General features: G+C 70.8%; 11 protein-coding genes. 8 read left to right on the forward strand and 3 right to left on the reverse strand.

What is annotated here, in order from left to right; genetic code table 11:
- Positions 1-19 precede the first annotated feature (19 nt).
- Positions 20-1,918, reverse strand: a complete 1,899-nt coding sequence (locus C1701_RS26620; RefSeq protein WP_337662017.1) for a non-ribosomal peptide synthetase — start codon at positions 1,916-1,918, stop codon at positions 20-22.
- Positions 1,915-2,949 (reverse strand): hypothetical protein, encoded by a 1,035-nt coding sequence (locus C1701_RS26625; RefSeq protein WP_016697450.1) that lies wholly within the window; start codon positions 2,947-2,949, stop codon positions 1,915-1,917. Before C1701_RS26625 ends, C1701_RS26620 begins: the two co-directional genes overlap by 4 nt.
- A gap of 297 nt (positions 2,950-3,246) precedes the next feature.
- On the opposite strand from C1701_RS26625, the gene C1701_RS26630 reads away from it, so the two are divergent.
- The 8 genes from C1701_RS26630 (at position 3,247) to C1701_RS26670 (ending at position 12,376) form a co-directional block, all read left to right on the forward strand.
- Complete coding sequence (locus C1701_RS26630; RefSeq protein WP_337662018.1) at positions 3,247-3,561, forward strand: acyl carrier protein; 315 nt, start codon at positions 3,247-3,249, stop codon at positions 3,559-3,561.
- Positions 3,562-3,597: 36 nt separating this feature from the next.
- Positions 3,598-4,716: an acyl-CoA dehydrogenase family protein gene (locus C1701_RS26635; RefSeq protein ID WP_103056884.1), complete on the forward strand. Its 1,119-nt coding sequence runs from the start codon at positions 3,598-3,600 to the stop codon at positions 4,714-4,716.
- 87 nt (positions 4,717-4,803) lie between these two features.
- The gene (locus C1701_RS26640; protein ID WP_103056885.1) at positions 4,804-5,694 is read left to right on the forward strand and encodes a 3-hydroxyacyl-CoA dehydrogenase family protein; all 891 of its coding nucleotides are present in this window, start codon (positions 4,804-4,806) and stop codon (positions 5,692-5,694) included.
- Positions 5,695-5,776: 82 nt separating this feature from the next.
- On the forward strand, positions 5,777-6,907 hold the full coding sequence (locus C1701_RS26645; protein WP_337662019.1) for a branched-chain amino acid aminotransferase: 1,131 nt from the start codon (positions 5,777-5,779) through the stop codon (positions 6,905-6,907).
- Positions 6,908-7,026: 119 nt separating this feature from the next.
- Positions 7,027-8,049: a class I SAM-dependent methyltransferase gene (locus tag C1701_RS26650; protein ID WP_103056887.1), complete on the forward strand. Its 1,023-nt coding sequence runs from the start codon at positions 7,027-7,029 to the stop codon at positions 8,047-8,049.
- A 790-nt stretch (positions 8,050-8,839) separates the two neighbouring features.
- Positions 8,840-10,387 (forward strand): tryptophan halogenase family protein, encoded by a 1,548-nt coding sequence (locus tag C1701_RS26660; RefSeq protein WP_103056889.1) that lies wholly within the window; start codon positions 8,840-8,842, stop codon positions 10,385-10,387.
- Between the two features lie 51 nt (positions 10,388-10,438).
- Positions 10,439-10,996 (forward strand): flavin reductase family protein, encoded by a 558-nt coding sequence (locus tag C1701_RS26665; protein ID WP_016697893.1) that lies wholly within the window; start codon positions 10,439-10,441, stop codon positions 10,994-10,996.
- Positions 10,997-11,122: 126 nt separating this feature from the next.
- Positions 11,123-12,376, forward strand: a complete 1,254-nt coding sequence (locus C1701_RS26670) for a cation:proton antiporter (RefSeq protein ID WP_103056890.1) — start codon at positions 11,123-11,125, stop codon at positions 12,374-12,376.
- A gap of 229 nt (positions 12,377-12,605) precedes the next feature.
- Here the strand turns inward: C1701_RS26670 and C1701_RS26675 are convergent, their stop codons facing one another.
- Positions 12,606-13,013: a GntR family transcriptional regulator gene (locus C1701_RS26675; protein ID WP_103056891.1), complete on the reverse strand. Its 408-nt coding sequence runs from the start codon at positions 13,011-13,013 to the stop codon at positions 12,606-12,608.
- Positions 13,014-13,198: the final 185 nt, after the last annotated feature.

Consider the following 13,198-nt stretch of genomic DNA (forward strand, 5'->3'; position numbering starts at 1 on the left):
TGTTCCCTTCCAGTGGCGCTCAGAGCTCTACCGAGGTGGGTCGCTGGTCGGGGGTGGGCGGAGCCTCCTCGCCGATGCGTTCGGCGATGGCGTCCGTCAGCAGGTCGATGGTGACGAGGTCGAACAGCTCGCCCACCCGGACGGCGTCCGGCCAGTCCTGTTGGAGGCGCAGGTGCAGGTCGACGACCCGGCGGGAGTTGCCGCCGAGGCGGAAGAAGTCGTCGGTGGTGCGGAAGTCGCGGTGGCCGAGGACCGCGGCCCAGTGTTCGGTGACCAGGCGGCGCACCCGGGACCGGCCGGTCTCCTCCTCGTCCGGGTGGCCCTGGTCCTCCCCGGACGGCGAGGCGGGTGGGTCCTCCGGTGTCGGGGTCGCGAGCTGGGCTCGGAGCGCGGCGCCGTCGGTCTTGCCGTTGGAGGTCAGCGGAACCGAGGCCAGGGGGAGGAACCTGCTGGGCACCGCCTGTTCGACGAGCAGGTCGGCGCAGTGCCGTCGCAGGTCGGCGGGCACGATCTCCCCGGGGTGGGCTTCGTCGGGGACGCACCAGGCGACCAGTTCGGTGCCGGCGTCGCCGGTGACGGGCAGGACGACCGCGGTGCGGACGCTGGGGTGACGGTTGAGGACGGCTTCCACACCGGCCAGTTCGACCCTGGCTCCTCGGAGCTTGATCTGACGGTCGGTCCTGCCGCGGAAGACCAGGTCGCCGGTACCGGCGTCCCGCACCGCGAGGTCCCCGGTCCGGTACATCCGCGCTCCCGGCGAGCCCATGGGGTCGGCGACGAACCGGGCGGCGGTCAACGAGGGCTGACCGAGGTAGCCCAGGGCCACCTGTGCTCCGCCCAGGTAGAGCTCGCCCGTCTCACCGGGGGGCGTGGGGTTGAGCCGGGGGTCGAGGAGCCTGGTGGTGCCCCCGTTCCCCCCGTGTCCTATCGGGATCGGGGCTCCACCCCGGTTGGCCGCGTCGACGGTGGCCGTGGTGACGTGGTGGCTGGAGACCATGACGGTCGTCTCGGCCGGGCCGTAGCCGTTCCACAGTTCGACGTGGGGCAGCCTGTCGAGGTGTCGGCGTGCCAGTCCCGCCGTGAGTTCCTCCCCTCCGAGGAGGACGACGCGAGCGTGCTGGCCGATCAGGTCCGCGTGGTCGAGCAGCAGCTCGTGGTAGGAGGTCGGGGAGAAGATCACCTCCGCGCGGACCCGCTCGGCGAGCTCGGCGGTCGCCTCGGCGTCGCGGAGCTGGGACTCGTCGGGCAGCGCGATCGTGGTTCCCTCGGCGAGGGCCTTGATGAGGTACCCGATGCCGGCGTCCCAGGACAGCCGGCAGCAGGCCAGGATCAGCCGCCCGTGGGTGGCCGGCCCGTCTTTCGATGTCACGTAGGCGTCGAACTCGGTCCAGCGGAGCACGACCGCTTTGGGGATGCCGCTGGTTCCCGAGGTGAGCACCAGGTAGGCGGGCGCGGCGGCGGGTAGCACCGGCTCGGGGACGGCTGGGGCGGAGTCCGGTACCTGGTCGAGGTCGACGAGCGTGACGGCACTCGTCGCGGCCGGGTCGAGCCCTGCGGTGGGGAGGGGGTCGTCGCCACCGGAGTGGACGACCGCGGTGATCCTGGTGGCCGCCGCGATCGCTTGGAGCTGGGCGGTGGGTTGGGTGGGTGCGACGGTGGCGGCGCAGGCGCCGATCCGCAGCACGGCCAGCACGGCCGCCACCGCCTCGGCGCTCTGCGGGAGCCGCAGGACGACGGTGTGTCCTGGTCGGACGCCGACCTCCCACAGCCTGCAGGCCAGCGCGGCGGAGAGGTTCCCCAGTTCCCGGTAGCTGAGGGTCGTCGACCCGCACACCACCGCGGGCAGCTCGGGCAGCCGGGTGAGATGGTCGAGGACGCGGCGCAGTGCAGGAGGGCCGGTGGGGGGTCGTCCGGTCACCGGAGACCCGCTTCCCGCTGGTCGGAGTCGACCGCACGCCGGAACAGGGCCGAGCTCCAGGCGGCCACCGGGCTGCTGTTCATGACGAGGACCGGCGTGCCGGGGGCGAGCGAGGCGGCCTTGGCCTCCAGGTTGAGCAGGACGTCGAGGGAACCCAGGTGACCGTGTCCGGCGAGGTTGTCCGCGCACACCGGGTCGATCGGGAGGTCCAGCGCTTCCTCCCAGAACCGGAAAGCACCGACGGCGAGGTTCTGCATGAGGACGGCCCCCAGGGCGCTCACGGGGATGCCGTTGCGGTCGAGGACCGCGGCGTTGGTCTCGGTGAAGCGGTTCCGGCTCTCGACGGCGAGCCGGAAGGAGTAGGTGGCTTCGTCGGCGCACTCCTCGGCCCACTGGGGTTGTGGGCGGTCGCGGTAGTTGATGCGGAACAGGTCCGAGTACCTGCCGTCGCTGCGGAGTTCGTGGTCGACGAGGTGGTACCGCCCGGTGGTCTCGCGCGAGACCACGACGGCGGCCGCGCCGTCGCCGAGGATCGTCATGGGTGCGCGGTACCGGGCGGTGGTGGCGGCCTTCCCGGCGGTGACCACCAGCACGCGCCGGTGTCGTGGATCCCCCCGCAGGAGGGCGGCAGCCAGGGTGAACGCCGCCGACACCGAGACGCAGCCGAGTTCGCCGACACCGACGGTCAACGCCGCATGCGTGCCGAGCCTCGCCTGGAGGCGGGTGGCCTCCGAGGACAGCAGGTACTCCGGTGCCCTGCCCTGCACGTAGAGCAGCACGTCCACCTGGTCGGGGCCGATCCCGGTGCGGGTGAGCGCGTCGCGGGCGGCGCGTTCGGCGAGATCGACCTCGCTGAGGTCTCCGGCGTCGTGGACCCGGTCGATGCCGAGCGAGAGCGCGTGCTGCCGGCGGGCGGGCGGCAGGTCCGCCAGCTCGGGGAGGTCCGTCACCTCGACGCTGGTGCCGGGGAACCAGGTACCGAGGGGCCCGAGGGTGACGGGTGGCCGTTGGGCGTGCTGGTCACCGGTCACGAGCGTCTCCCCCGCGGTGTCGTGGCGTCGAGGAGTCCCGACCCGCTCCCGGCGGCGTCCCGGCGGTGACCGCGAACGGCATTGCCCTCACCTCCATGAACCCTCAGCCGTGCCGCGCCCACCGCGTGGAACGGGAGGATTACCCCACTTTCCACGCCATGTTTACCTCACCGTCGCGGCGCGTGGTACCAGCTGTTCCACACCAACAGGACGTTTCACGGACGGCCAAAGGTCCTCGTTCCGCGCGGGTACCGCTGCTAGCGTGCAGCACAGTTTCCCAGCAAAGGGGCACCCGGAGTGATCGAGAACGAAAAGGAACGGCTTTCCACGGCTGAGATTACGTCCACAGTGCGCGTTTTCTTCTCAACCGCGGGTGTTGACCGCGCCATCGAGGCCGATGAGGACTATTTCAGCCTCGGTTACCTGAACTCACTCCTGGCGCTGGAGTTGGTCACGTATGTCGAGCGGAGTTTCGGCATCACCGTGGAGGTCGAGGACCTCGATCTCGACAACTTCCGGACAATCGCGCGCGTAGTGGGTTTCGTGCGGCGGAAACTGGACCCGACTTCCGGGACGGCGGACGGCGTGACGGAGCGGCAGTCGTCGGAGTAGGGACACCCGTCGGGCGGTTCACGACTTGGGGATGAGATGAATCCGGACAACGTCCTGGAGCAGGTGCTGACCGGTGCCCCGGACCGGGACAGGCTCGGCACGTTCCCCCGGGAGGCGGTCGACGCGCTGGCGCGATGCGGGGCGTTCGGTGTCGCCGTGCCAGCGGTGCACGGCGGCGACGACGGTTCCGCCCGCGACCTCGGCGCGCTCGCCGAACGCCTGGGGCGCGGTTGCACCGGCGCTCGCGGGCTGCTGACGGTGCAGGAGATGGTGCTCGCGGCGCTGCTGCGTTGGGGAACGGCCGAGCAGCGGGACCACTGGATTCCCCGACTCGTCTCCGGTGAGCTGGTGGCCGGTTTCGCAGCCACCGAGCCGGAGGCCGGCACGGAGCTGGGCGCGGTGTCCACCACAGTGGAACGGGACGGCGACGAGTTGGTCATCAGCGGCCGCAAGGTGTGGGTGACCTTCGGCTCCTCGGCGGATGTCCTCCTGGTTCTCGGGACCACAGCGGCCGGCCCGGTGACGGTGTTGGTGGAGGCCGACCGGGCGGGTCTCGAGCGGGTGCCGATCCGGGATCCGTTGGGGATGCGTTCGGCGCGGCTGGCCGACCTCGTCCTCGACAGCGTGCGGGTCCCGGTGGCCAACCAGGTCGCGCCGGCGGGGTTCGGCCTGTCCCACGTGGTGGCCACGGCGTTGGACCACGGGAGGTTCACGGTGGCCTGGGGGTGTGTCGGCATGGCTGACGCCTGTCTGCGGGCGGCTGTGGAGCGGGTCGCCGGGCGTGACCAGGGCGGGGTCCTGTTGCGGGAGAACCCGGTGGTCCGGGCGATGCTGGGTCGGGCGGCGGTCGCGGTCGCCTCGGCCAGGGCGTTGTGCGAACGAGCGACGACGTCGCGGGACGAGCGGACCCCGGAGGCGCTGGTGGCCACGGTGACGGCCAAGTACGCGGCGGCGCGCGCCGCCGCGACCGCCAGCGGGACGGCAGTGCAGCTGCTCGGAGCCGCCGGGTGCGCCGGTGACTCCGTGGCCGGCAGGTTCTTCCGCGACGCCAAGATCATGCAGATCATCGAGGGTGCCGACGAGGTTTCGGAGGTGCGCATCGGCGACCACCTCCTGCGTTCCTCGGCCAGGCCGGACGGCGGAGGAGCGCTCTGACATGGCGGGAACGGTGCGGCACTGGTGGCCAGACGAGGTGCTCGGCCCAGCCGGGGACGAGGTCGCCCTCGTGGTGGAGGTCGGGACATGAGTGAACGGAACGACGACGCGGAGCGGCCGCCCGGCGTGGTGGGGGTCGTCGGAGCGGGCACGATGGGCGTGGGGATCACCCAGTGCCTCGCCGAGGCCGGCTACCCGGTCGTGGTGGTCGACGACGACCCGGGCGCGTTGGCGGCCGGGCCGCGGAGACTGCGGGACGCACTGCGGACGCGGCTGTTGGCCGGATCCGGTGCGGGGCGGTCGCGGCCAGCGGACGCGACTGGCGAGGTCGTATGGACCGACCGGTTGGCCGATCTCTCGGGCGCCGGGTTCGTCATCGAGTGCGCCTTCGAACGCGTTCCGGTGAAGAGGGCGGTGCTGGCCGGCCTCGACGAGGTGTGCCCGCCCCCGACGGTGTTCGCATCCTGCACCTCGGCGATCCCGGTCACGCGCCTGGCTTCGTTCACCGGGCGGGCCGACCGCATGATCGGCATGCACTTCATGAACCCCGCTCCGCTGAAGCCGACGGTGGAAGTGGTGCGGGCCCCCACGACCTCCCAGCCTACTGTGGATCGCGCCCTGGCTCTGCTGGCGAGCCTCGGCAAGAGCGGCGTGGTGGTGGGAGACGCCCCGGGGTTCGTGTCGAACCGGGTGTTGATGTTGACGGTCAACGAGGCGGCCCGCGTCGTCGAGGAGGGTACCGCCGACGCCGACGCCGTCGACCAGATCTTCCGGGAGTGCTTCGGGCATCCGATGGGCCCGCTCCGCACCGCCGACCTGATTGGCCTCGACACGATCCGCGACTCGCTCCTGGTGCTCCTGGAGCACACCGGCGACGACCGGTTCACCCCCTGCCGCCTGCTCGACGACCTGGTCGGGCAGGGCGCCCTGGGGCGCAAGGCGGGGAAGGGGTTCCACGACCACCCCGCCCCCCGGTGAGCGCCCCCGTCGGCTCTCACCCGAGCGGAACCGCCACCTCCCGCGTCGGCCCGCCTCGACGCCCACTCGTCCTGGGAGACAGATGAACCAGCCAACACCGACCCCCGCCCCCGTGTCCCTGCCGTTCGAGACCGCCCACGTGCCCCCGGCCGAGCGCCTCGACGCGGCCGCTCGGGACGAGCGCATGCGCAGTCCGGGGTTCGGCCGGGTGCTCACCGAACACATGGTGACGATCCGGTGGACCGAGGGCACCGGCTGGCACGACGCCCGGGTCAGCCCGTACCGCGGCCTGGAGATCGATCCGGCGACGGTGGGGGTGCACTACGGGCAGATCGTGTTCGAGGGGCTGAAGGCGTACTCGCTCGCCGACGGTGAGGTCGGGATCTTCCGCCCCGACGCGGCGGCCAGACGCCTCCAGCGGTCGGCGGCCAGGCTGGCGATGCCGGAGATGCCAACGGAGCTGTTCACCGACGCCCTGGTGGAACTGGTGCGCGCCGACCGGGACTGGGTGCCCAGCGAGGTCGGCAAGAGCCTCTACCTGCGCCCGGTCCTGATGGCGACCGAGGCGGACCTGGACCTGCGCCCGGCCCGTGAATACCTCTTCCTGCTGATCGCCTTCGTCACCGACAACTTCTTCCCCGGCGAACTCCGGCCCAGGACCGTCTGGATCTGCGAGGACTACGTGCGGGCCGCACCGGGTGGCACCGGCGAGGCCAAGACTCCCGGCAACTACGCCGCGAGCCTGCTCGCGCAGGAGCAGGCGAGGGACCGGGGCTGCGACCAGGTCGTGTGGTTGGACGCGGTGGAGCGGCGCTGGGTCGAGGAGATGGGCGGGATGAACCTGTTCTTCGCCGTGGGCCCCGAGGACTCGCCCCGCCTGCTGACGCCCCCGCTGGGCGGCACGATCCTGCCGGGCATGACCCGGGACTCGCTGATCACGATCGCCAGGGATCTCGGCTACCCCACGTCCGAGGAACCGGTCAGCGTGGCGGAGTGGCGCGGGTGGGCGGGCGACGGCTCACTGCGCGAGGTCTTCGCCTGCGGTACGGCCGCCGTGGTGACGCCCGTCGGGACCGTCCGCTCCGCGTCCGGTGACTGGGCGGTCAACGGGGGACGTCCGGGACCGATCGCCACCCGGCTGCGAACCGCACTGCTCGACATCCAACACGGACTGGTCCCCGACCGGCACGGCTGGGTCCTGCCGGTCGGCTGATCACCTCGTCGCCTCCCGGGAAGCACGTGCCGTGGAGACGCGACGCCCACCGATAACCGCACCAACCCGAGGGAAAGCCCCGGTCACGTCCCGGGTCCGCCCGCGAAAGGAAACAAGAGATGTCTACCGCTGACCAGGCACAGACCAGCAACGCGGCGAGCCTCCGGGAGACCGCGGCCGACGCGGCAGGCGCGGCGGCCCTGCTCGAGATCGGGGACCGCCTCGGTCTGCTTCCCTACATCGACCAGGGGCAGAGCGTCACCGCCGCGAAGTTGGCGGCCGAGCTGGACCTCCCCGAGGAGGGCGTGGCCAACTACCTGGAGGCGATGTCCTCCGCCGGCATCATGGTGGACTCGTCCAGCGAGGAGGGCAGCCTCCGGGTCGCCGACGACTTCGACCAGATCCAGTACGAGGCGGGCTACCTGTCCTGGGCGATGAACGCCAACCGCCCGTTCGTGAACAACGCCGTGGAGTTCCTGCGCGCTCCGCTGGACTCGAGGGCGAAGTACCCCCGGGACGGCCGGCAGGTCGCGGTGTCCTCGGAGTGGATGGGGTCGAAGGGCTTCTACCCGGTCGCCCTGCAGACGATCCTCGACGCCCGTCCCTCCCGGGTCGTTGACCTGGGTGCCGGCACCGCCCGGCTGCTGATCGAGATCATGCTCCAGCTTCCGGAGACCACGGCGGTGGCACTGGACCTGGACGGCCCGTCCTGCGAGGAGGCCGTCCTGGCGGCCGAGCGCGCTGGCGTGGCCGACCGGCTCACCGTCATCGAGGCACCGATCCAGTCGGTCGCTGAGGACCCCACGCCGGTGCAGGGTGCTGACGTGGTGCACGCGGGCTTCGTCTTCCACGACATGATGCCCGACGAGGAGCAGGTCGCCGACGCCGTGCTCGCCAACTGCCGGGAGGGCCTGCGGTCGGGTGGCATGATGGCGATCACCGACGCCGTGCCGTACGTGAAGAACACGCGGGAGCGGCGGTTCAGCGCAATCGTGAGCTACTACCACAAGCAGTTCATGCGTCGTCGTCTCCTCACCGAGGAGGAGTGGACCGCCAAGCTGTCCGACGCGGGCTTCTCGTCGGTCGAGTGCCTGCCGCACCGCTTCCCGACGGGCCGCCTGTTCAAGGCCACCAAGGCCTGACGCCTCGGGCCGGTACGCGTCCATCGCGGCCGGTCGGAAGACGGGGTGGTGCACCGGTTCTCGCCGGTGCACCACCCCGTTCGACGTTGGCGGCCGGTCTCGGGAACGGTGTCCGACGTGGCGCTCCAGGACTGGTGGACGCGGTGCCGGCTCCCCCGCGTGGGCGGCAGCCACCCCCGTGCGCGCCAGGAGGCGGGTGCCCGGTTCCGGTCCGTGACCCGCAGGTGATCGTGTCCGGCTGGGCCGCTTCCCAACAGACCTCCGCGCTCTCCCCGGACTACCTTCGCCCGGGGCCCGACCGGTGGGCGCCTCGGCTGCCGCGACCACCCGCAAACGCCGCCGGCACCGGTCCACCACGGCGGTTTCCGCCGCACTCCCCTCCTTTTCCGCTACTTCTCCACAAATTCGCCAGCCGGGGTGCGAACGTGACCAGAAGCGGTTCGGCGAGGGATGGCACGACCAGGGAATTGACACGGATAGCGACGTTCCGATCACTGAAAGCCGACACTCGAGCAATTTCGGGAGCCGAACCCCGGCACTCGCTCGCGGCGACGTATCCCATGGTGACCACGGCATTTTAAGCCACACTCAACAGGGTTGCCGGCCGCACCACCCCTGGCAATACTGTCCACCAACAGAAACGGGTTGACCGTCTCGGATTCTCCTGCCGCCCCAGCCTGGGCAGGCACGCGTTCCGCATTGAGCAGTGATCACTCGCGCCGCCTCGAAATTGCGCGTTGGCGGATGACGACCTCAGGAACACGGATTCCGACAACGAAAGGACAAGCAGATGCTCAGGAGCGTCGTGATCGTGGGCGGAGGAACGGCCGGCTGGATGTCGGCGTCCTACCTGAAGGCCGCCTTCGCCGACCGCATCGACGTGACCGTCGTCGAATCCCCCCGTGTCAGCACGATCGGGGTGGGCGAGGCGACCTTCAGCACCGTTCAGCAGTTCTTCGACTACCTGGGTCTCCGGGAGACGGACTGGATGCCTCGGTGCAACGCGACGTACAAGCTGGGCATCCGCTTCGAGAACTGGCGGGAGAAGGGCCACCACTTCTACCACCCGTTCGAACGGCTGCGGGTGGTGGACGGCTTCCCCCTCAGCGACTGGTGGCTCCACGAGCCGGTCTCGGATCGCTTCGACAAGGACGTCTTCCTCGTCTCCTCCCTCGCGGACGCCAAGAAGTCCCCCCGGTTCCTGGACCACCGCCTGTTCGAGCCGGAGTTGGACCTGGAGTCCGGCGGGCGGATGTACCGCACCACGTTGTCCGAGCAGAGCACCCAGTTCCCGTACGCGTACCACTTCGACGCGGCGCTGCTCGCGGACTACCTGACCGAGTACGGCACGGACCGGGGAGTCCGCCACGTCGTGGACCACGTCGAGGACGTGGTGCTCGACGAGCGGGGCTGGATAAGCCACGTCCGGACCAAGGAGCGGGGTGACGTGCACGGTGACCTGTTCATCGACTGCACCGGATTCCGGAGCCTGCTGCTCGGCAAGGCCATGGGCGAGCCGTTCGAGTCGTACCAGGATACCCTGCCCAACGACAGCGCGGTGGCGTTGAGGGTTCCGGTGGACGTGGCGACGAAGGGGCTGCGGCCCTGCACCACCGCCAGCGCGATGGACGCCGGGTGGATCTGGACGATCCCGCTGTTCGACCGGATCGGCACCGGGTACGTGTACGCGAGCGACTACTGCTCGCCGGAGGAGGCCGAGCGCAACCTGCGGGAGTTCGTCGGGCCGGAGGCCGACGGGTTGGAGGCGAACCACATCCGGATGCGGATCGGCCGCAGCCGCAACTCGTGGGTCAACAACTGCGTCGCGGTCGGGCTCTCCAGCGGTTTCGTCGAGCCGTTGGAGTCGACGGGCATCTTCTTCATCCAGAACAACATCGAGAACCTGGTCAAGCACTTCCCCGACCAGAACTGGTCCCCCCAACTGCGGACCTCGTTCAACCGCGCCGTGAACCACGCGATGGACGGCGTGCGGGAGTTCCTGGTGCTCCACTACCGCGCGGCGGCGCGCGCCGACAACGAGTACTGGCGGGACGCCAAGACCCGCGTCATCCCGGACGGGCTGGGGGAACGGCTCGAGCAGTGGCGGACCAAGCTGCCCGACGCGGAGAACATCTACCCGCACTACCACGGCTTCGAGGCCTACTCCTACGTCTCCATGTTGATGGGGCTCGGGGGCATCCCACTGAGCGCGCCCCCCGCGCTGGCGCACATGGATGACACCGCGGCACGCAAGGAGATGCGGCTCCTCCAGCACCAGGCCAAGGATCTGGTGGAGCGGCTGCCCAGCCAGTACGAGTACTTCGCCCAGATCCACTGACCCGTGCCGCCGACAGATGGCGCCGCCAGCCGAGCCGAGAGGGAGCCCATCGTGACTGACGCGCCGCCGCTGCCGATGTCCTCGTCCGGCCTGCCCGGCCTGCCCGGGCGGCAGGGGGTGGACAGGGATGCGTTCCGGACCCTGATGTCCGGGTTCCCCTCCGGGGTCGCCGTGGTCACCTCCGGCTCCGAGGGATCCCCGGCGGGGATGACCTGCTCGTCCGTGTGCAGCGTCTCCCTCGACCCTCCGGTGCTCCTGGTCTGCCTCCGGGCCGCGAGCCCGACCCTGGCGACCGTGGTCGAACGGGGGTCCTTCGCGGTGAACTTCCTGTCGGCGAGGGCGCGGCCGGTTGCCGAGCTCTTCGCGTCGGGGGACCCGGACCGCTTCAGCCGGGTCCGCTGGGCGGTGGGGGTCGGTTCCGGCGGCCCCCACCTCGTGGGGGACGCGGACTCGGTGGCGGACTGCTCGGTGCACAGCACCCACCAGGTGGGCGACCACGTCGTCGTGCTGGGTGACGTGCTGGCGGTGCACTGCGAACCGGAGCGCCGGCCACTGCTCTACGGTCTGCGCCGGTACGAGGCCTGGCCGGTGCTCGCCGGGCCCACCTGAGCGCCGTGCCTCGGTGCCCCGACGCCGCGGTGCCGGCCAGCGCGGGCTGGTGCGGGGTGGCCGGTGCGGCCGTGACCCCGTGCCCGCCGCTCACGTTCCCGTTCCACGGAGACTGGAGATCTACCGATGGCGGTCTGGGACCTGCTCGTTCGGTTGTCGCACGTGTCGGCCGCGCTGGCGGCGGTCCTGCTGTTGGCCGCTCTCGGTCGCCGGTTGGCCGCGCTGCTCCACCAACCCAGCGTCATCGGTGAGATCACCGCTGGTCTGCTGGTCGTTCCCGTGATCGGCGCCGTAGCGGGACAGGGAGCCGTCGACCTCGTGCTACCGGGTCCGGTGGCGGAGGTGCTGCACCTGGTCGGAACGGTTGGACTGGTGCTGTTCCTGGTCAGCATCGTCCACGAACTGGGCAGGAAGGAAGGGGGACTGCGGGCCGGCTCGGTGGGGTGGGCCACCGCGGGCTCGCTTGTCCCCGCGTTGGTGACCGGTTCGCTGCTGGTTTGGTGGGTGTCGTCCACCGGTGACGCCGACCTCCGGGGCGACGCTCCCCTGTCGGCGTTCCTGCTGTTCGTGGCGACTGCCATGGCGGTGACCGCCGTGCCGGTACTGGCCAGGATCCTGGTCGACCGGCGGATGAACGGCACCCTGGTCGGTGACCTCGCCCTGTCGGCGGCCGTGGTCACCGACGTGGTGGCGTGGGTGCTCCTCGCTGTCGCCGTCGGACTGACCGCGGGCGGGGTGAGTGGTGCGCTGGTATCGACGCTGATCATGGCCGTCGGCATCCCCACTGCCCTGGGGTGCCGGGCGCTGTTGAGGTCCGGGCGGGCGTCGGCGTGGGCGGCACGGTTCACCACGTGGTCCTCGGTCCTCCTCGCCCTGGTGGCGCTGGGGACGGCGATGCTGTTGGAGCATTGGGGGCTCACCGCGGTGGTCGGTGCCTTCCTCGTCGGTGTCGCGGTCCCCCACGGCGGCGGGTGGAACCGGGTCGTTGGTCGGCTGGCCGCGGCCGGCAGGACCGTTGTCCCGGTGTTCTTCGTCGTCGCTGGTCTGGACCTCTTCACCGGTCCGGGGAGCGGCTTCCCCGTGGGTACCACCGTGCTCGCGGTCGGGCTGGCGCTGCTGGGCAAGATCGGCGGCGGGTACCTCGGGGCGCGGTTGGCTCGCCTCCCCGCTGCTGATGCGCTCACCTTCGGGGTTCTGATGAACACGCGGGGACTGACCGAGATCGTGGTGCTCCAGGCTGGTTACGCGGCCGGCATCCTGTCGCCTGGCCTGTTCCTGGTGCTGGTGGTCATGGCGGTGGTGACGACCGCGATGACCGGGCCGCTGTTGTCACTCCTCGTCCGGTCCCGGCGCCATTCCCACGCGCCGGGCGGGGTCTAGCACCGCGCGGGCGTCTGATCCGCCGGTGGGCACGGAAACGCCGCCGCGTGTCCGTTCACGCGGGCCATCTCGGCGGGCCGGCGTCGAGGCGCGCGGTACCGGTCGTGCCGTCCGCACCGTTCTCCGGGTCGGGGCGTGCACCTTCCGCCCCAGTCCCGGCCGCGCCTCGGGCGCACCGGTGCGCGTCACCGCCCCGATCGTGCCCACCCGCCGTGCGGTACGGCCGAGCTCACCGGGGTGGGGTGTCCGACCTGGCCTGTCCGAAGGACCGCTGCACGGTGGAACAACGCTCGATCACCTCGGCCTGGCTCAGTCCCAGGACCTCCGCCTCGGCGAGCAGGGTCCGCAGTCGCCGTTGCCACTCCTCCACGAACTGGGGATCCGCGGGGCCGGAGCGGCTGTCCCGTCGGACGACCGCCCCGCTCTTGCGGTTGACCCTGATGACACCTTCTCGTCGGAGCAGGTCATACGCCTTGTTGACCGTGTGGAAATTGATCGCGAGGTCGCTCGCGAGCTGTCGCGTGGAGGGCAGGGCCGCCCCCTCACCCAGGTGGCCATCGGCGACGGCCTCCACCAGTCGGTCCCGAATCTGCTGGTAGATCGGGACTTCGCTGTCAAGGTCGATACTCAGGTGCACAGCATCACTCTAGCTGGTATACATCTCATAGAACAAAAAGTCAGCTGGGGGTGGAGAGCATGCAAGGCCGGGCGATCGGCGCGGGAACAGGCGCCACCGTCGGCGCCGAGGTGACTGGTCCGCACTGGACATCGGAACCCGCACCAGCACGGCACAGCGCGGCACCGGCACCGCGCGGGCCAGCA

It is taken from the genome of Actinoalloteichus sp. AHMU CJ021, assembly GCF_002895405.1.
GTDB lineage: Bacteria > Actinomycetota > Actinomycetes > Mycobacteriales > Pseudonocardiaceae > Actinoalloteichus_B > Actinoalloteichus_B caeruleus.

Coding starts and splice junctions, on each gene's coding strand:
- C1701_RS26640 (WP_103056885.1), top strand. CDS start 4,804: ATGAGTGAACGGAACGACGACGCGGAGCGGCCGCCCGGCGTGGTGGGG.
- C1701_RS26660 (WP_103056889.1), top strand. CDS start 8,840: ATGCTCAGGAGCGTCGTGATCGTGGGCGGAGGAACGGCCGGCTGGATG.
- C1701_RS26645 (WP_337662019.1), top strand. CDS start 5,777: ATGAACCAGCCAACACCGACCCCCGCCCCCGTGTCCCTGCCGTTCGAG.
- C1701_RS26650 (WP_103056887.1), top strand. CDS start 7,027: ATGTCTACCGCTGACCAGGCACAGACCAGCAACGCGGCGAGCCTCCGG.
- C1701_RS26670 (WP_103056890.1), top strand. CDS start 11,123: ATGGCGGTCTGGGACCTGCTCGTTCGGTTGTCGCACGTGTCGGCCGCG.
- C1701_RS26635 (WP_103056884.1), top strand. CDS start 3,598: ATGAATCCGGACAACGTCCTGGAGCAGGTGCTGACCGGTGCCCCGGAC.